The sequence below is a fragment of the Sulfitobacter sp. 1A15258 genome, from assembly GCF_043557045.1.
Classification (GTDB): domain Bacteria; phylum Pseudomonadota; class Alphaproteobacteria; order Rhodobacterales; family Rhodobacteraceae; genus Sulfitobacter; species Sulfitobacter faviae.
The window spans coordinates 1-17,430 of sequence record NZ_JBIFFK010000003.1; the positions used below are offsets into that span (position 1 = coordinate 1).

At 58.4% G+C, this 17,430-nt stretch carries 16 protein-coding genes; 1 reads left to right on the forward strand and 15 read right to left on the reverse strand.

Annotated features, from left to right (window positions below; translation table 11 throughout):
• Positions 1–339 precede the first annotated feature (339 nt).
• The 5 genes from ACGYK9_RS07325 to ACGYK9_RS07345 all read right to left on the reverse strand — a co-directional run bounded on the left by ACGYK9_RS07325 (position 340) and on the right by ACGYK9_RS07345 (position 3,772).
• Positions 340–759, reverse strand: a complete 420-nt coding sequence (locus ACGYK9_RS07325; RefSeq protein WP_394409006.1) for a hypothetical protein — start codon at positions 757–759, stop codon at positions 340–342.
• Between the two features lie 126 nt (positions 760–885).
• Positions 886–1,620 (reverse strand): DUF6998 domain-containing protein, encoded by a 735-nt coding sequence (locus tag ACGYK9_RS07330; protein ID WP_394422470.1) that lies wholly within the window; start codon positions 1,618–1,620, stop codon positions 886–888.
• A 193-nt stretch (positions 1,621–1,813) separates the two neighbouring features.
• Positions 1,814–2,152, reverse strand: a complete 339-nt coding sequence (locus ACGYK9_RS07335) for a cyclic-phosphate processing receiver domain-containing protein (RefSeq protein WP_394409012.1) — start codon at positions 2,150–2,152, stop codon at positions 1,814–1,816.
• Positions 2,149–2,712 carry a metallophosphoesterase gene (locus ACGYK9_RS07340; protein WP_394409015.1) on the reverse strand — a complete coding sequence of 188 codons (564 nt, stop codon included), beginning with the start codon at positions 2,710–2,712 and terminating at the stop codon, positions 2,149–2,151. The genes ACGYK9_RS07335 and ACGYK9_RS07340 overlap by 4 nt, the downstream gene beginning before the upstream one ends.
• Positions 2,713–2,725: 13 nt before the next feature.
• Positions 2,726–3,772 carry an AAA family ATPase gene (locus ACGYK9_RS07345; RefSeq protein WP_394409018.1) on the reverse strand — a complete coding sequence of 349 codons (1,047 nt, stop codon included), beginning with the start codon at positions 3,770–3,772 and terminating at the stop codon, positions 2,726–2,728.
• 437 nt (positions 3,773–4,209) lie between these two features.
• Here ACGYK9_RS07345 and ACGYK9_RS07350 point away from each other — a divergent pair, with 437 nt between their 5' ends.
• Positions 4,210–4,731, forward strand: a complete 522-nt coding sequence (locus tag ACGYK9_RS07350) for a hypothetical protein (RefSeq protein WP_394409021.1) — start codon at positions 4,210–4,212, stop codon at positions 4,729–4,731.
• A 416-nt stretch (positions 4,732–5,147) separates the two neighbouring features.
• Here the strand turns inward: ACGYK9_RS07350 and ACGYK9_RS07355 are convergent, their stop codons facing one another.
• From ACGYK9_RS07355 to cysQ, 10 genes are all read right to left on the reverse strand, one after another.
• Positions 5,148–7,337 carry an NADP-dependent isocitrate dehydrogenase gene (locus tag ACGYK9_RS07355; protein ID WP_394409024.1) on the reverse strand — a complete coding sequence of 730 codons (2,190 nt, stop codon included), beginning with the start codon at positions 7,335–7,337 and terminating at the stop codon, positions 5,148–5,150.
• A gap of 129 nt (positions 7,338–7,466) precedes the next feature.
• The gene (locus tag ACGYK9_RS07360; protein WP_394409027.1) at positions 7,467–8,123 is read right to left on the reverse strand and encodes a YitT family protein; all 657 of its coding nucleotides are present in this window, start codon (positions 8,121–8,123) and stop codon (positions 7,467–7,469) included.
• Between the two features lie 84 nt (positions 8,124–8,207).
• Positions 8,208–9,635 carry a nodulation protein NodH gene (locus ACGYK9_RS07365; RefSeq protein ID WP_394409030.1) on the reverse strand — a complete coding sequence of 476 codons (1,428 nt, stop codon included), beginning with the start codon at positions 9,633–9,635 and terminating at the stop codon, positions 8,208–8,210.
• Between the two features lie 3 nt (positions 9,636–9,638).
• The gene (locus ACGYK9_RS07370; RefSeq protein WP_394409033.1) at positions 9,639–11,336 is read right to left on the reverse strand and encodes a beta-1,6-N-acetylglucosaminyltransferase; all 1,698 of its coding nucleotides are present in this window, start codon (positions 11,334–11,336) and stop codon (positions 9,639–9,641) included.
• Positions 11,333–12,319, reverse strand: coding sequence for a glycosyltransferase family 2 protein (locus tag ACGYK9_RS07375; RefSeq protein WP_394409036.1), 987 nt, complete (start codon positions 12,317–12,319; stop codon positions 11,333–11,335). The genes ACGYK9_RS07370 and ACGYK9_RS07375 overlap by 4 nt, the downstream gene beginning before the upstream one ends.
• Positions 12,320–12,387: 68 nt before the next feature.
• Positions 12,388–13,590 carry a glycosyltransferase family 4 protein gene (locus ACGYK9_RS07380; protein ID WP_394409039.1) on the reverse strand — a complete coding sequence of 401 codons (1,203 nt, stop codon included), beginning with the start codon at positions 13,588–13,590 and terminating at the stop codon, positions 12,388–12,390.
• A gap of 5 nt (positions 13,591–13,595) precedes the next feature.
• Positions 13,596–14,489 (reverse strand): UTP--glucose-1-phosphate uridylyltransferase GalU, encoded by an 894-nt coding sequence (gene galU / locus ACGYK9_RS07385; protein ID WP_394409042.1) that lies wholly within the window; start codon positions 14,487–14,489, stop codon positions 13,596–13,598.
• 61 nt (positions 14,490–14,550) lie between these two features.
• Complete coding sequence (locus ACGYK9_RS07390) at positions 14,551–15,828, reverse strand: glycosyltransferase family 2 protein (RefSeq protein WP_394409045.1); 1,278 nt, start codon at positions 15,826–15,828, stop codon at positions 14,551–14,553.
• Complete coding sequence (locus tag ACGYK9_RS07395; protein WP_394409048.1) at positions 15,825–16,625, reverse strand: 3-deoxy-manno-octulosonate cytidylyltransferase; 801 nt, start codon at positions 16,623–16,625, stop codon at positions 15,825–15,827. Before ACGYK9_RS07395 ends, ACGYK9_RS07390 begins: the two co-directional genes overlap by 4 nt.
• The gene (gene cysQ, locus ACGYK9_RS07400; RefSeq protein ID WP_394409051.1) at positions 16,625–17,422 is read right to left on the reverse strand and encodes a 3'(2'),5'-bisphosphate nucleotidase CysQ; all 798 of its coding nucleotides are present in this window, start codon (positions 17,420–17,422) and stop codon (positions 16,625–16,627) included. Before cysQ ends, ACGYK9_RS07395 begins: the two co-directional genes overlap by 1 nt.
• Between the last annotated feature and the right edge of the window lie 8 nt (positions 17,423–17,430).

The following is a 17,430-nucleotide window of genomic DNA, read 5'->3' on the forward strand; positions in this document are numbered from 1 at the left end:
CTCTTCCGCATTCGTCTGCTCCTTCAGGGTTGGGCAGACTCTAAATCATGGTGAGGGATTTCGCGGGGGGCAGGTCATGTTTTCAAAGGTTCTGCCAAGGGTGACCCTAGCTCTTCCTTTCGAGGTCAGCTCGCCTTTCAACCTATCCTTCAACGCTACTACATCATTTTAAGTTTTCTGAAAGCAGTGACGACTGAATGCGCCGTACTTGTCTCAGAAACTACAGGTCAGATGTAACGTGGTAGAGACACATTTCGCTCTGTAGTGTCAGCGTCCATCAAGAGAGCTTGCTCGGTCTTATGCGCCATCGGTGGCCTAAGCAGGGCTCTATGTTTCGTTTCATATCGAAACGTTTTTGTTTATGAAGTCGGTCCATTTTTTGCAGAATTTCCACTTGGACTCGTAGTGCTTCTGATACAGGTCACGAAACTTCGAAAGAAATATGTGATCTGCCTTGGTAACGACTTCGCCTTCTCGAGGTCCCTTAGGTATTCGAAAAGCGTCAGGATCGGCATATGCCTGAGCCCGCAACAGGTTTTTATCAGCTCCACCAGAGGCTTTGTCTAGCTCTTCCATTGCCCGATTTCGAACTTCTTGTTCTGCTGTGTAGTGAGTTTTCCACTGCTCCTTCAAATACTCTGCGTCCCGTAGCTTCTTCCACAGTTCATCGCGCTCTTGCTTGGCTTCCCAGAGAGCACGCTGGTATGCGGATATGTCATTTTGAAGATTCTGGTTATGTGCCCACTGTACCCACGACACGACCTCCTTTGCAAAGTTCCGTGGCAAGTATGCGTTGACGGTCGGCGGGTTCAAAGCGGGACTATCTTCATCAACTACAACGATTACCCTGAACCTTTCAGATATTTTCGAGCAGTATCTTGGCGTTCAGCTCAAAGCTGAAATTATCCCCGATCCGAGATAACGCGTATTCTTCGGCGTTCCGGTCGAAGTGACCACGGGTACTGAAACCTTGCGGGCAATCTCTTTTAGAATAGGCAGCGCGGGCGCCTGATTTTCCCCATTCTTGTCTACTAACACAGTGCCATTCTCGTATTGAACAATGCGGTACTCACCGTACCTTGCTTCGCCGGTTTCCTTTAGCCGTCGCTGTTCTTCAAGCGATAGCACTGTTTTAGATCCACCCCCAATTTGGATGTTTGATTTGCTCTTCAGGTTGGAGATCGAGACGGCATACTTACCTTGACTGTTAGCGGTGAACGTTTCCAAGAATTTTGACGCAGGTTCGTCGTAGAGCTCTTCGATTGAAACCTCCCCTTCTTCGACCACTATCTGGAGGATCATAACGCGGTTAACGACATCGAAGGTATTGGCATTGAATAACGCTTGGGTTGCGCTGGTTACTGTTTTGACGGAGATGTGGTCTCCATCCGCTGAGACAACATCATAACCCCTCTGATTGGTTGCCCTAGCCATCTGCCCGCGTGTGACCATAGCGGCATATAGTTCGCCAATGCGCCCTGTAAGATGGTTCAGCTGACCCGGTGCTACTCCCCAATAAAGCTCTTTCTCGAACCATTCCAAGGCTTGGCCAAGAGATCGAATAATCTGGGTTTGGGATAATGGGGAACTGTTGTCGGCGCCTGGCGCGTGTATATTCATCGTCTTCCTATTTTATGTTTTGGTCGATTTCCTGAACGGGAAGAAATACTAATCCATCTAGGTCGAAAAGCCGGGATCTACAGGGTTTGGGCCGGAACCTCGAGATCGGATATCTGGCTCATTTATCGCATTTGGAACTCAAAAGGACCGTGATCGCTAGATCTGGTGCGCCAAGGGCGCACCAAGTGGCCGGTCAATTCTCACCACGGAAACTTAAGTAGTTATCCAATAAAGTGCGAATGTTCTCAGACCCAACCGGATTTTGGCTGTGCACGTAGAATGAGAAATCGCCGGGCAGACCTCCTTCGAATGCCGTCCCGTCAAGTTCGCCGAGATCCCCTGCCACCAACTTCTTGGCAATGTCGTATCCCGTCGGTTCTTTCTCCCCGAGATCATGATCGAAACTAATAAAGTTGGGTGGGCCGAGTTCTTCAATGATTGAGGCGACCTCCAAGAGATTGCGCGCGATGCGCCATGATTGACTATCATCAGGAGGAAAGCGTTCGTCGTCAATAAAGAGGGAGTAAGTCATTTGCTTTGTCTTTCTGGACGGCTATTCCCACCTACCGTAATTGGTGGGTGAGATTCAAACTGCTGCGCCCGAGAGAGAATGTCGCAAAGTCCTAGTGGCCTGAAATCACAGCAATCCACTCCGACGTTCAGGGCGCCGCGATACCCCGCGAACTTATCGTGAACGTGGCCGAATAGATGCAGGGCTCCGTATCTATCCTTATTCCAAGTGATTAAAGGATAATGACATAAGACCAAAACCTGCTCCTGGTCTTTGATCTCTACCAGATCCCCAACGGATGCCCATGGAAGGTTAAGGGTACTTTTGTGGTCATGGTTTCCTCGGACAAGGTGTTTTTTTCCAGGAATGGCTTCAAAAAGCTCTGCGACATAGCGCTTACTGTCAGCATTCCTTGCAAAGGCGAAGTCCCCGAGGATCCAGAGGTCATCGTCCTCCTCCACGCACTGCATTCGGTGCAGGATCTCCCTGTCCATTTCCTCTGCGGAAGCAAAAGGTCGAGAGCAATGTCGAATGATGTTCGCGTGATTGAGATGAAGATCGGCGGTGTACCAGTTTGCCATTGGGCGGATCCTCTCACATCAAAATGGGGGTTTTGCACAAGGCTTCGATCTCATCGAGATGCTTCGTAACCGTGCGCAAGTTCCTCTTCGGGTGCATTTCTGGATACGCAGAAAGCAACCGCAGCACATCTTCGACGACTTCATCGGGCAAGCCACGCTTACGGACCATTTTCTTTGCAAAATAGACGAGGTGAGCTGTCGTCAAAGCTGCAACCGGCACGATGCGCATGCGAGACCGTAGAGCTTCGGGGATCCTGTCTTTGAAGTTTGCCGTCAGGATCCAATTGACATGACTCATGTCGAAGCTGGTCTGGTAGTAGGGGCAATCCCAGTTCCGAGCACTAACGGGCTCCAACAGGCCCAAGAGAGCGTCTAAGACTGACGTTCTGGCCCCACTGGTTGACGTGACAATGCCTGCCTTGCAAAATTCATCGATAACCACGATAGGGTTCCCGATGCCCCTCTCTAGGATAGTCTGTACCGGTCGGCCGGGGGTGGAACTGCCCCATGTGCGCTGGCTGCCCACCACGCTGAAGCCTTCCGTGGTGGCTGATACGTCAATAACCACGGAAGGCGTTTGGCTGAGTTCGCCCAAACGCCGAGCAAGATGGGATTTTCCGATCCCCGGCGGGCCGACCATCAGGGTTGGCGAGAACTTAATCCCTACCCCGCCAGATTGAACGTGCCTGCGCATATCCAACCAGATCTTTTCCGTTACCGGCTGCATCCAGGGCATTTCGTTGTGAAGGGCCGCTCCTAGGACGTCTACTTCATCCTCAGTCACAGGGCCTTTTAAGGTTACGCCCTTCGATACGTTCTTTAGAGGGGTGCGGTCCTCGTTCCTTAAGGTGCGCAGCGAAACGTAGTCCTTGCGGAGGTCGCGAATGAATTTTGTGCGGCGTTTGATCTTCGCTTCATCTTCCGCACTCAACTTGATTTCGAGCTGATTGGCCTTCCTCATACGAAGGTGCTCGAGGTGGGCCGTAAGGCGGCTTTCGACGCGGTCGTTTTCTACGGCAAAATGACGGACTCGGGAGAGAAAGGGGACTTTAACTGTCATGACGGCCATCCGAAATAAATAGTCAGATGGAGCTTCGCAGCACTGTAGCTATGGGAAAATGTGGACGCAGCCCCGCAAAGCCCCGGAAAAGGGGTATATCAATCGTTGAATGATATGAGGACGCTGCATGACATGGTTGTACTGATATGGGCTATTGGGCTGTTTGGCAAGAGCGGATATGAGCTACGTGGGCATGACTCATCCGTTGAAAATTTCGCGACCTCTTCGCATGCACATGAACCGTTGAGGACAAGAGCTTTCCGCTCATGATGCCTTAAGTTGTAGCACCTTGAGGCTGATGGCATGCCTTAGAAACCGAAAACGACCTATCTGCCAATGCTGAGAGCCTCAATTTTAGATATCATGACCGGGGAGTTCCGGGCATAGATTTCGACAGGACTGAGGGCTGATACTGACACAAATCGGTGAGCGGATAGATGGCCGAGATAATATTCCTCGATTTTGAAGCCTCAAGCTTGGGGGACGAAAGCTGGCCAATTGAGCTTGGTGTTTGCTGGCTCGATAATCAGGAAAAACTGCGTACGGACTCGAAGCTCATCAAACCTCATTTCGACTGGTCGTTGAGCGCTTGGTCTGAAGCAAGCCAACGGATACACGGCATCGGCCTGCAGGAACTAGAAACTGCGGAGCAGGCTACCGATGTAGCCCGATGGGCACTCGAACGCTTAAGCGGTTCATTGTTGTTAAGCGACGCACCAGATTTTGACTTAAGATGGTTGAACCGCCTATTGGCCACTATAGACGCATGTGACGCCTTAAAAGTAGAGAGCATACAAGAAAACGCCGCAGCACGTTTTACGGGCGGTGCACTTGGGATGTTCTTCAAAGCCTACACTAGTAGTCGCTCTTCTCATCGTGCAGCAGCAGATGCCCTTCGCCTTGGTCAAGCATGGAGATCAGCTTTGCGGAAACAGCGGCAGCGGAATAAGCCGCGCTAGCTCCCCAGTACCATTGACAGTCAATGGCCTGCAAACTTGCCCACCGGCACGTCAAAACCTCACCAGTCATGAACGGCTGCGGCGCCGCAGCTAACTGGTTGCCTCCATTCGAAGGAAATGCAAGCATACTTCACCGAAAGCGCAATGTTAGGCATAATTGGTCGCGTCCCTAGTGTACCGTGCTTGCGGTGCAAACTTATAGGCTTCGTGTGCAGAATTATGCGAAGTGGGGGTGCTGAATTATTGGTCACAAGCCCTGTTTTTTGACAATGAAATCAGTGATGAGTGTGCAACGCTATACGCGTCCCTACAGCGGTGTAGGCGCCCGCAAAGCGCCAGCGCCGCTGCCAAGTCTTAAAACGATAATCCGCCGCGCCGCCTAAACAGCAACGCGGCGGATTTTTTTATCAGGCGAGTTACCCGATGATACCGTTCAGCGTCTCGGAGGGGCGCATCACGCGGGCGGTTTTCTCCGCGTCGGTGTGGTAGTAGCCGCCCAGATCGACAGCCGTGCCTTGGGCCGTTGCAAGCTCGGACAGGATGTCGGCTTCCTTGGCGGCCAACTCTTTGGCGACGGGGGCGAATTCGGCGGCGAGGTCCGCGTCATCGCTCTGCGCGGCGACGGCTTCGGCCCAGTAGCGCGCGAACCAATAGTGGCTGTCGCGGTTGTCGGGCTCACCTACCTTGCGCGAAGGGGAACGACCGTGGTCGAGGATACCCTGCGTCGCGGTTTCCACGGCATCGCCCAGCACGCGCGCCTTCTCGTTGCCGCGGGCATCGGCGAGGAACTTCAGGCTCTCGCCAAGGGCGCAGAATTCGCCGAGGCTGTCCCACCGCAGGTGGTTTTGCTCCATCAACTGCTGAACGTGTTTGGGGGCAGAGCCGCCCGCGCCGGTCTCGAACAAGCCGCCGCCGTTCATCAGCTTCACGATGGACAGCATCTTGGCCGAGGTCGCCAGTTCCAAAATCGGGAAGAGGTCGGTCAGGTAGTCGCGCAGCACGTTGCCGGTGATCGCGATGGTGTTCTCGCCCTTGGTGATGGTCTCAAGCGAGGCGCGGGTGGCTTCGCGGGGGGCCATGATCTCGAACTTGTCGGCCACGCCCTGTGCCTCAAGGATGGGCTTCACATAGGAGATCAGCTCGGCGTCATGGGCGCGATTTGCGTCCAGCCAGAAGATCGCGCGGCAGCCTTCGGCCTTCTGGCGCGAGATGGCGAGGTTCACCCAATCCTCGATCGGCGCCTTGCGCGCGGAGGAAGAGCGCCAGATGTCACCGGCGTCGACCTTATGTTGGTGCAGCACGGTGCCGTCGTCGAGGATCATCTTGACGGTGCCCGCTTCGGCCAGTTCGAACGTGGTCGGGTGGGAGCCGTATTCCTCGGCCTTCTGCGCCATCAGGCCGATGTTCTGCACCGTGCCTGCGGTCGCGGGGTCGAGCTTGCCGTTCTCTTTGAAGAAGTTGATCGCCTCGTCATAGACGGGTGCATAGGAGCTGTCGGGGATCACGCAGTTGGCGTCATGCTCCTTGCCGTCTGGGCCCCAGCCCTTGCCGCCAGCGCGGATGAGCGCGGGCATGGAGGCGTCGATGATCACGTCGGAAGAGACATGAAGGTTGGTGATCCCCTTGTCGGAATCGACCATATACATCGGCGGACGTTCTTCCATACAGGCGTCGATGTCGGCCATGATCTCGCTCTCGCCCTTCACGCGCTCCAGCAGATCGCCGAGACCGGAGTTGGGGTTCACGCCCAGATCTTTGAGCTTTGCGCCATGCTTTTCGAAAACGGGCGCAAGGTAGGTTTTGACCGCGTGACCAAAGAGGATCGGGTCGGAGACCTTCATCATCGTGGCCTTGAGGTGCAGCGAGAAGAGAATGCCGTCTTCTTTGGTCTTCTCGATCTGGGTGTTGAGGAAGTCCTTCAGCGCCGCGGCGCTCATGAAGGTCGCGTCGACCACGGTGCCGGCGGGATAGTCCAGACCGTCTTTCAACACCTTCTCGCCATCCGCCGTTTCCAGCACGATCTTCGCGCCACTGGCGGCGTCGAGCGTGGCGGATACTTCGTTGGAGAAGAAATCATTGCCGGACATCGACGAGACATGCGTCTTGCTGTCCGATTTCCAGTCACCCATGCGGTGCGGGTTGGACTGGGCAAAGCTCTTCACGGCCTTGGCCGCGCGGCGGTCGGAGTTGCCTTCGCGCAGGACCGGGTTCACGGCGGAGCCTTTGATGCCGTCATATTTGGCGCGCACGGCTTTTTCTTCGTCTGTGCTCGGCTCTTCGGGGTAGTCGGGCAGCGCGTAGCCTTGGGCCTGAAGCTCTTTGATCGCGGCGACCAGCTGCGACACGGAGGCAGAGATGTTCGGCAGCTTGATGACATTGGCCTCGGGCGTCTTCACCAGACGGCCCAGTTCGGCCAGATCGTCGGACTGGCGCTGCGCTTCGGTCAGGTGCTCAGGGAAGGTCGCGAGGATGCGGCCTGCAAGGCTGATGTCTTTCGTGCCGACGCTCACACCAGCGGCTTCGGCGAACTTTTTGATGATCGGCAACAGCGAGGCAGAGGCCAGCTCCGGCGCTTCGTCAACTTTGGTGTAAATGATATCGGACATGATTGCTCCAAATTGCTGCATTTGCTGCCCTGATAGCGGAAGAGGCGGCGAAGGTCGACGGTATACCGCAGTATGCGGTGGGGGGGGGTTCAGGAAAAAGCGGATTTCAGCCTTTTGCAGCGCCGCCGCTTAGCGGGTCACGCTGCGCAGTTGCAGAATCTGCATCCCAATCGCCATGGCCGGACCGATCCCCACCGCGAAAAGCAGCGTGCCGAGGCCCAAGGTCCCGCCCAAGGCCCAGCCGACCACGACGACCGATAACTCGATGCTCATACGCACCAGCGCGATGGGTTTGCCAGTGACCCGTTGTAGCCCCGTCATCAACCCGTCCCGCGGCCCGGGGCCGAGGTTTGCGACGAGGTAGATCGCGCCGCCAAAACCAGTCACGAAGACGCCGGTCAGCGCCAGCACGGCATTCGCCAGATAGCTGTCGAAGTGGGGCAGGATTGGCAGCGCATATTCCAGCACCAGCGCCACGATCACCGCGTTCAGAATGGTGCCGATACCGGGCGTCTGCATCAGCGGGATCCAGAGCAAAAGAACCACGGCGCTGATCAGGAAGGTCGCAAAGCCAAGGCTCCACCCCGTGATGCGGGTCACCCCTTCGGCGAAGACGGTCCAAGGGCTGACGCCGACGCCCGCCGTGACCAAAAGCGCCTCGCCCAAGCCAAACATCACCAATCCCAGCACCAGAAACACCATCGAGGCCAATGGCGGCCTGAGCGTGAAGGCTTTCGGCGAACTCCACCGCAGCCGGGGAACAGAGGTGACAGACAGGAAACTCACGGCGCGACCTTTGACGGGATGCTCAAGATGCCCTGTTGTTCCAGTTTACGTCAGAACCGGCAAGGTCAATCTAGCCTGTGCCCCTCACCGCCAGCGCGAAAAGCCGAAGGTCATATAATCCTTCTGATAGGCTTCCGCCGTCAGGGCCTCGATCTCATCGTCATAGATATCGCCGAGCGTGAAGGGCCCGGGTTCCACCATCTGGGGCACGGCGGGGACGGTGGCATGGCCTTGACCCGCGGCCAAAGCGGAGAGTTCGCTGGCCAACTCCTCTTCGCGGAGGATGCGGTCGGGCAGGCAGAACGCCCCGAACCCCGCAATGGCTTGGGCCTGAGAACACCATGCAGCATCCACCCGGATCGAGGTTTGCCCGGCCAGATTGCCTTTGAGAAACTTCAGGAAGGCGACAAAGGCGGCGCGATGCGCCTCGCGGTCATATTCGGCGTCAGGGCCATCCTTGGGCAGCGGCACCTTGTAGCGCCGCATCAGCGTGTTGCGCAGCTGGCGGTAACTGCCCTCCCCCGTGGTCAGGATATGGCGGCAAAAGGCGTCATGCGCGCGCAGGGCGGGATGGCGCAGCACGGTAAAGCCGCGATGCCCGCGCATTTTACGTTTCCACTGCCGCAGCTCTTTTTGCGACATCTTATCGCGCAGCGCCTCACGCGGGACGCCATCGAGGGCGGCGAGCCAGTCCAGCACCTGATCCTGCGGGCCGGATTTGATCGGCAGATAGATCAAGCCGCTGGTCGCCGCCGCCACATAAGAGGGCACATTCGGCCCGCGCCGTGGCTCAAAATTGGGGGTGCGGGTCAGATCGAAACGGTCCAGCCGCGCCAGCGCCTCCAGCATCTCGTCATAGTTGCTGACCTTGGCCGAGATCGGGCTGGGGTTCTGTTTTTTAAGGTTCTTGTCCAGCCCCTCCAACTGCTCATCCACGCCGAGATAGCGCGCAAGCCCGTTCATCACCTCAACGCTTTGCAGGTCTTCGTAAGCCACGTAAAATGCCGTCTGGCCGGAGGTTTGCAAACGGTTCAGCAGCGTGATCTGGAACTGCTGGAGGGCATCCAAATGGGCGCTGAACTCATCTGCATCGAAGACGGCCTGCGCCACCTTCTGCGCCTTCATATCGGTCAGTTTCCACTGCCCCGTGGCCTGCGCGATCTTCCAACTGACATAGCTGTCGACCGGGTTGCGCGTGAGCACGATCTTGGCGCAGCGCTGATCCTCGACGATCTCATCAAAGACACGCGGATCGTGGTCGTGGAAATAGCGGAAACCGCCCAAAGCATCCTGCTGTCCCCGGATCGCCGCCAGCAGCTTTGTGGGGTTTTCGTCCCGTGTGGCCTGATCAACGCCAAGGATCGGCTCGCTTTTGGGATACCCCATGAAGAAAGGGTTGAACGCCTCCCCATGACAGGCGATCCCGGCAAAGGCGTTCAGGTTCGCCTCTAGGAAGTTGGACCCGGTCCGCATCTCGGCAAAGACCACGAAACTGTCGAATTTGTCGCGCATGGGTTATTTCACCAGATAGGGTTTTGGGGAGGTTTTGGCATCGGCGCTGCCCCCTTGGGCGACCGAAAAATCGCCGACCAGATAGGGGTGCATGCCTTGGTTCTTGAGGTTCTGAAGGAACTGGCCGAAGCCGTTCAGATCAACCATGCGCGGCGCCTCTGACAGGCGGCGCAGACGGGGGCGGCCAATTTCGTCAAGGATATCTTGCAAAGGCTCCATCGGCGCTTCGATGAAATCGGCCATGGTCCAGACCCGCACACGCGCCTTGGTATAGGGCGAATTCAACACATCCAAATGCGTGCTCTCCGTCTTTTGCAACTTGGCGGCCAGACGGCGGATAATTGCGAAATCAAGGTTCGAGCGGAACAGCGGCACCGCCCAAGCGCCGGTGATGACCGAAATATGCGCATTCGGGTCTTTGGCCACACGCCAGTTGATGTCTTGAATGTCCATCGGGCCGAACTGAAAGCACTGACGCTCGCCCCGGGTGTTCCAGATCAGATTGGTCAGAAAGGCACTGGCATTGTGATCGCGCAGCACCGGGTTATCCGACAAGGCACCATTCAGCGTGGTTTCCCCGCCCGCGAAATGCACCCGGTCGGGCGCAAAGAGATGCCCATGCACGCGCGCCCCGCTGGCCCGGCTGAGCCAATATTCGAAATCCTCGAAAATCTCGGTAAAGCCTTGAAACACCGAATAGGGCGCGGCGGTGACGCCATTCTCCCAATCCTCGTTTGGAAAACGGCTTTGCATATAAAGCCCGGCGCGGCCCCGGGTGCGCCGCTCCACCGCCTTGGCAAAGATGCGGTCGATCTTGCCGGGGTTCGGCTCGGTCTTTTTCATCGCACCGGCAGGGTCGGTCAGAAAGGCATCATAGAGCCTGTCCGCATGGGGCCAAATCTTGCGTGCCACGAAACAATCCGAGCGGCGCAAAAGCTGGAGGTGATCGTCGTAAAAGATATGCGGCTTGCCCTGAAAATCGAACTTGGACAGGGTCAGCGACCGGCTTTCGATCTTGCTGGAATAGAGCCGTGCAAGGGTCTGGAAATAGCTTTCGTCCGGGATCCAAACATGGCGAAAGAACTTGTCATAGGTGGGCCGGTCGGGGTCTTGCAGGATTGCCGATAGGGTGCGCCGGGTCAGGCACCACCATTGCGAGCCCATATGCGGCACGATCCCGCGCGGCATCCGGCGTTTTAGCCGCAGCAGGCGCTGCACCTCGACCGCGCGGTCGAACAGATAGCGATTGCGCCGCCATGAAAAGGGGAAGCGCAGGGTAAACCGCTCTGCATCCAGCCCGCCCACGGTCCAAGGCACATCTGCCGTGGTGGCGCTTTCGATGAAATCGGTCTGGGGACGGTCCTCAAGATAGTCGATCAACTCCTGCACCGGGCGCAGCGGCAAGCAAGAGCCGGAGGCCAGATAGACATGGCGCACCTTGGGAAAGCGCGAGAGCATCATCTCCGCCGCCCCCTGAGAGGCGGCAACGATCCCCCAAGTGCCCCATTCGCAGCGTCTGCGCGGGCTAAAGCAGACATCCTTGAGATCCGACAGCGCCGCCACGAAGGCATCATGCGCCCGCCGGGGCACCGCCTTGTCGATATGGATCACCACCGGACAGCCCGCTGCCGCCCAATGCCGCGCGACCTGCTCGGCCCGGTCAAAAGCGTTGTGCACCAACATGACGATCCCGACGCTCATGCCCAGTTCCCCTTGGACATGAGGCCGAGAATCTCAAGCTGTCGCCAATTGATGTAGCGTTCCGACCATTTGCACCAAAGCTGCGGATCGTCTTTCAGCTGTTCAGCATAGGCTTTGTATTCGACCGAAGCCGCGTAATGCTCGCTACGCTGCAACTCCTCCCCCGCCTTGACCCCGAAGGTGTCGAGGAATTTGGCGTGCAAGAGGACGCCCGAGGCTTTCTCTCCGCCCCATTCGTCATAGACCTGATTAAGCCCGCGCGGCAGCAGCATATGGGTCGAGCTGACATAGGCATAGCGCCGATCCCATTTGACCAGCGGCACCTTGTTCAGCGCGGGCGCCTTGGCAGGCGCGTCAGGAAAGAACACCCGCGCCCGTGGACCGCCCTGTATCCAGAGATTCCCAAACCGCCGATTGCGCGAAATGGTGTAGTTGCCACTGTCGAACCATGCGGCGATCTCAATCGGGTTTCGTCCCGCCTGATAGGGCTCCTCCTCAAGCCGCCCCTTGGGATACATATCCAGCAGCATCGCCGAAAAGCTCTTGATCGAAGAGGCATCAAGCCAATCGGTCAGCGCCCGCAGGGGGCGCGTGTCACAAAAGGGGTAGACCAAAAACTCATCCGGATCGACCGTCAGCGCCCAATGGCCGTGGGCGTATTTCATCTGCAACCAGTTCAGCCAATCCACCCCAAAGCGCGCGCGTTTGTAGCTGGCCTTGGCGCTCCAGACCGAGACATCGGGTTGCTTGGCCAGATAGTCGAGCGCGCCATCGTCGCTGTCATTATCGACAAAGAAGAAATGCCCGACGCCCATCTCGCGGTAGTATTTCAGGAAATAAGGCAGCCGGATCGCTTCGTTGCGCTGCGTGCAAAACAGCAGAATATCGTCAGCTTTGATCTGCGCGGTCCGGTTCGCCACAGAGGTCAACTCGCGCCGCTTGCGGAAGGCGCGGATGCGCCAGCGCTTGCGTTGCAGCCGCAACCGATATGACTGTATTAAGCCCAAACCGCCCCTTACCTATCGCGTCTGACCGCCCCTCTACCGCGCTATCACGTCGACTTTAACACGGTCTTGAAGTGTTCGGCCCATGTTGGCGCGATAAAAGTCGTCGCAGGGCGCGGGTCTGGCACAGATGCGGCCCATTCTTCGATTGTTCTGATCCATGAATAGGGTTCGCTCAGGGGCGCGTAAACGGCTTTGTCACCCAAGACCTCATGCAAGACCGGTAAATCGTTGCATAAAACACGCGTTCCAAGGCTCAGTGCCTCTGCCGGGGGCAGGCCAAACCCCTCTGCATGGCTGGGGAAAAGCATCCCCGCCGCCCCCTGCACCAAGGCCGCCAATCCTGTGTCGCTAAGGTTCGCCAGCTCTTGCACAGGGCCGTTTTCTGGCAGCCGGTCGAGCCGGTCGAAAACCGCGCTGTTGTTCCACCCCCGCGCCCCGCAGATCAGCAAAAGCGGCGCATCGGGCCCCATCTTTTGCCACAGGTCCAGCAAAAACCCGTGGTTCTTGCGTGGCTCGATCGTGCCGACAACGACGAAATAGGGACGCTCTGGCGGAAGCCCTGCAGGCAGCTCACCAGCATCGGGCGCGGGCAGATCGACGCCAAGATGCGCGACGACGGCAGGCGGAACCCGCCCGCGCATCTGCGCCTCGCTGCGCTGGCGCGTGTCTTGTGAGTTGTAAATCACCAGATCGGCCTGCGCGCTCACCCGGTCGATCTTGGCCCGAAACGGCGCGACAGTGCCGGGGCGTTGGTAGGCGGGATATTCCAGTGGGATCACGTCATGGATGAGAACGGCACGTCGCCCCCGCGCCTGTTTCACGGCGCCCAAAACCCGATCCGTCAGATTGCTGTGCCCGACATTCAGATAGGCAAAACCCGGCGGCAGATGCCGCGCAAGCATCGCGGGCAATCCGGCCGGAACGCAGCGCGCGACCGCCAAACGCCGCAAGTCGCTCTCCGCCCGGCTGAGCGCCACACTGCGCCCCCGCGGCAGGCGCGAAAGCAGATCCGCCCGCCCCCAAGGAACGCGGCCCGCAAGCCGATCCTGAAAGCCCCGCATCCCATCGCGGTCCAGCAGGACATAGCCCAAAGCGGTGCGCGCTACTCCAAAAAGCGGCGCGTCCTCTGTCAAAAGATGTGAGAGATAGGCCAGTTCGACCCGATCCACCCCCGTCGCGCCCCGCCCGACCCGTCGCAAACTGCGCGTCAGGTCCAACAGCCGCGCGGGGGGGGATTGCTTCTGCAAAGGCCTTACTGCGCCGCGCGGTCGACTTGCGAGATGCTTTGCAGATAGGCCGAAAGGTCGTCGCGCAATTCTTCACGGGCAAGGCCGAAGGCCACGGTCGCTTGCAGAAAGCCCGCTTTAGAGCCGCAATCGAACCGCTGACCGCGGAAACGGAAGCCATAGACATCGCGGTCTTGCTCAATCTCTTGCGCGATCGCATCGGTCAATTGAATTTCACCGCCCGAGCCGGATTTCAGCTTGTTCAGGTTCTTTAAAACAGTCGGCGCCAGAATATAGCGCCCGATCACCGCGAGGTTCGATGGTGCTTCGTCAACAGCAGGCTTTTCAACCATGCCATTGACCTTCACACGATCACCGCGTTCTTCGCTGGTATCGAGAATGCCGTAAGAGGATGTGCGGGAAGGCTTCACCTCCATCGCGGCGACCATGCTGCCGCCGGTTTCCTCATAGGCCTCGACCATCTGCTGAAGACAAGGTTTTTCCGCCGCGATCACGTCATCCGGCAGCATAACGGCAAAGGGCTCATTGCCGATCAAACGGCGCGCGCACCAGACTGCATGGCCCAAGCCCAGCGCCTTGTGCTGGCGAATATAGGCGATTGCGCCACTGTCCATATTGGTGCTTTGCAGCGTCTCCAGAAGCTCGGTCTTGCCCTTTTTGCGCAATTCCTGCTCAAGCTGCGGCGCGTGATCGAAGTAATCTTCCAGCGCGCCTTTGCCGCGCGAGGTCACGAAGATGAACTCTTTGATCCCGGCGGCACGCGCCTCATCGATTGCATATTGAACCAAGGGCCGGTCGACGAGGGTCATAATCTCTTTCGGCACCGATTTGGTGGCGGGCAGAAAGCGTGTTCCCATGCCTGCAACGGGGAAAATCGCTTTTGTAACCTTCTTGCGCATTTTAATCCTTACAACTTATTCGAAATATACAGAACGCCACGGTCAATCTACCTGCGTCTTTCTACCGGCGATGATCATCGCCGAAACCGCGCTGTCTGGCAACTCGCTTAACTTCCCTTTGCAGCCTGTCGAGGCGCCGAGTTAAGCGGAAAACCGCGTCATCCCGTGTGGACTTTCCGTATATTCCACCTGTTTGCAGCCAGATAGCGTGAGCCGGATCAAAGGCAACGCGATGATAAAGCGCCGTCGGCGAAAGATTGATGAGGGTCACGATCTCTCCGGATAGCGCCCGTTTTGCAGCCTTTGCCCGGTCTCGTGCCAGATTAATAGGCCGGGTGAACATGGCCACGCTGCGCCGGGCGCGGGCGGGAAAGGGACGGAAAGTGCGGTTAGCTTTCTCAGGCAGGGTGACGCTGGCGATGGGGCGCTTCCCCCCTTCGGCGTGTCCGTCATCCAACCGCCGCAGGAGCCTTAAAACATCACGCGGCTCCAACCCGCCGCTTACCAGATGGCGCAGCAGACGGTGGCGCTCTTGGGCGCGCAGATGCGCCCAATGGGCGGCACGGTCCTGCGCAGGCAGATGCTTGCGATGAAACACGGCCCAGCTCGCCCCGATATCGAAAAGATCGCGCGGCACGCGGTTGGCGCTTCGTATGGCGTTGGCGGCGAAACCGTGGTGGACCTCGGCCAGTGGCACGATTGCTGTGGCATGGCCCGCTCGCGCCAGCCGCATATTCAGATCGGTCTCATCAAGATAGTAGTGAAAGGCTGGGTCAAAGCCGGCCATTTCCACCAAGACATCGCGCCGAAAGGCCATATTAGTGCCTTCGGTCTTGATTGCCCCCCCGGGCGGAGGGTGCAGGATGCTCGGAGTTTCAGGGTCGACATCGAGCGTTTCCGGCTCTCCGAGACCATTCAATTGGCGCGCACGATATTGAAACGAGATGCCGTTTCGCCCCCGAACGAAGCCGGTCATCGCCGCGACCTCGGGCTGTTGCGCAGGCTCCAGTAGGTGGCGCAGCCATTGCGGCTCCGGCACCGCGTCATCGTCGATAAAGGCCACGACCTCCCCCGCAGCCTCGGCAATCCCAAGGTTGCGCGCGGCAGAGATGTTCGGCTTGTCGAAAGGGGCCAGTTTCAACGCCCCGGCGAAATGCATGGCGCGGGCCACGGCAATCCCGGCGGAATCGGCCACGATGATGACTTCGAAAGGGGTATATTGAAGCTGTTCCACCCCCGTCAGGCAGCGCCGCAATGCTTCGGGCCGATTCCGGCTGACGATCACGATGCTGACAGGCACGCCGCTTTCGAGCGTTGCACTGACGGGGGTGGCCCTCATTCCAGACCCATTTTCGCCATCATAGCTTCGAGCTTTGGCACGTCTTCAGGGTTGTTCAATTCCCAGAACTCGCGCCCCTTGGCCTCGACCTCCGCACAGAGCACGGCGCGGCCATTTTCAAGGAAACGCAATTGCTCCAACCCTTCCAACTGCTCCAAGGGGCCGACAGGCCAGCTTGGGTATTGCGCCAGCGCATCGGGACGGTAGGCATAGACGCCGACGTGGTGGAAGACCGGGGTCTCATCCGTCTCTGCATAGGGCTTTCCGGTATAGGGAACGACCTCTTTCGAGAAGTAGAGCGCTTGATTATCGGCGCCGAAAACCGCCGTGGTGCCGCCCACGCGGCCCGCTTTGCGGTCGGCCAGAAGACTGTTCAGCGTGGCACCGTCGCAGCGCAGAACCGGGGTGGCGATCTCAGCCTCGGGGGTGTCTTTCAACCCCTGCACCAGCCCTTCGACGAACCAATGCGGCGTGAGAGGCGCGTCACCTTGCAGGTTCACCACGATGTCATAGCCCCCACCCAATGCGGCATAGGCCTCAGCACAGCGTTCGGTGCCGTTGGCGCAGCTTTCCGAGGTCATCACGACCTCGGCGCCGAAGCCTTCGGCGGCCTCCCGAATGCGGTCGTCGTCGGTGGCCACCACCACGCGGTCGACGCCCGACACCGCGCTGGCGGCCCGCCAACTGCGTTCGATCAGGGTCTGTTTCTGGCCCGACGCCCCGGTGAGGGCCACCAGCGGCTTGCCGGGATAGCGGGTGGAGGCATAGCGGGCGGGGATGACGATCAGGACAGACATCAGCCCGCCTTCAACTCAACGCCCGGGGCATGGGCGATGAAGAAAGGGTTCGCGAAATCTTCTTTGCCGTAGGTCAGGGGCGAGAGGTCGTCAAAGCGCACCACCGCGCCGCCTGCCCCGTTCAGCACCGCATGGCCCGCGGCAGTGTCCCACTCCATCGTGCGGCCCAAACGCGGGTAGAGATCGGCCTCTCCGGTCGCGACGAGACAGAATTTCAGCGACGACCCCGCCGAGGTCATGTCTCGCACAGCGTATTTGCCGATGTAATCATCGGTCGCCTGATCGCGGTGGGATTTGGAGGCGACGACCATCAGGGCCGCATTGTCGGGGTTAGAGACCGAAATCGCTTTGGTTTCACCCACCTGCCCCTTGTCGAATGCGCCGGACTCTTCGACCGACTGGCCGTCGGCTTGGGTAAAGAACATCCGGGCTTTGGCGGGGGCATAGACCACGCCGCGCGTCGGCACGCCGCCCTCGACCAGCGCGATGTTCACCGTGAAATCCCCGCGGCGGTGGACGAACTCTTTGGTGCCATCCAGCGGGTCGACGATGAGAAAGGTATCGCCCTTGGCGGTATGGGTCGCAGCCTGCTCTTCGGTCACCAACATCACATCGGGGAAAGCGGCGCGGAGCCCGTCGGAAATGATCCCGTCGGCGGCTTCGTCGGCGGCGGTGACGGGGCTGTCGTCGGATTTCGATTTCACCTCGAAATCGTCCTGACCGTAGATCTCCATGATCTTGTCCCCGGCTTCCAATGCCAGCCGCCGCATTTCCGCGACCAGTTTCTCGTAATCCATTTTGCCTC

What these genes read in the sequence shown, in the direction of transcription:
- ACGYK9_RS07335 (WP_394409012.1), bottom strand. Translation starts at nt 2,152, where the DNA reads ATGACTTACTCCCTCTTTATTGACGACGAACGCTTTCCTCCTGATGAT.
- ACGYK9_RS07370 (WP_394409033.1), bottom strand. Translation starts at nt 11,336, where the DNA reads ATGAGCGTCGGGATCGTCATGTTGGTGCACAACGCTTTTGACCGGGCC.
- ACGYK9_RS07395 (WP_394409048.1), bottom strand. Translation starts at nt 16,625, where the DNA reads ATGTCTGTCCTGATCGTCATCCCCGCCCGCTATGCCTCCACCCGCTAT.
- ACGYK9_RS07355 (WP_394409024.1), bottom strand. Translation starts at nt 7,337, where the DNA reads ATGTCCGATATCATTTACACCAAAGTTGACGAAGCGCCGGAGCTGGCC.
- cysQ (WP_394409051.1), bottom strand. Translation starts at nt 17,422, where the DNA reads ATGGATTACGAGAAACTGGTCGCGGAAATGCGGCGGCTGGCATTGGAA.
- ACGYK9_RS07330 (WP_394422470.1), bottom strand. Translation starts at nt 1,620, where the DNA reads ATGAATATACACGCGCCAGGCGCCGACAACAGTTCCCCATTATCCCAA.
- ACGYK9_RS07365 (WP_394409030.1), bottom strand. Translation starts at nt 9,635, where the DNA reads ATGCGCGACAAATTCGACAGTTTCGTGGTCTTTGCCGAGATGCGGACC.
- ACGYK9_RS07345 (WP_394409018.1), bottom strand. Translation starts at nt 3,772, where the DNA reads ATGACAGTTAAAGTCCCCTTTCTCTCCCGAGTCCGTCATTTTGCCGTA.
- ACGYK9_RS07390 (WP_394409045.1), bottom strand. Translation starts at nt 15,828, where the DNA reads ATGAGGGCCACCCCCGTCAGTGCAACGCTCGAAAGCGGCGTGCCTGTC.
- ACGYK9_RS07350 (WP_394409021.1), top strand. Translation starts at nt 4,210, where the DNA reads ATGGCCGAGATAATATTCCTCGATTTTGAAGCCTCAAGCTTGGGGGAC.
- galU (WP_394409042.1), bottom strand. Translation starts at nt 14,489, where the DNA reads ATGCGCAAGAAGGTTACAAAAGCGATTTTCCCCGTTGCAGGCATGGGA.
- ACGYK9_RS07340 (WP_394409015.1), bottom strand. Translation starts at nt 2,712, where the DNA reads ATGGCAAACTGGTACACCGCCGATCTTCATCTCAATCACGCGAACATC.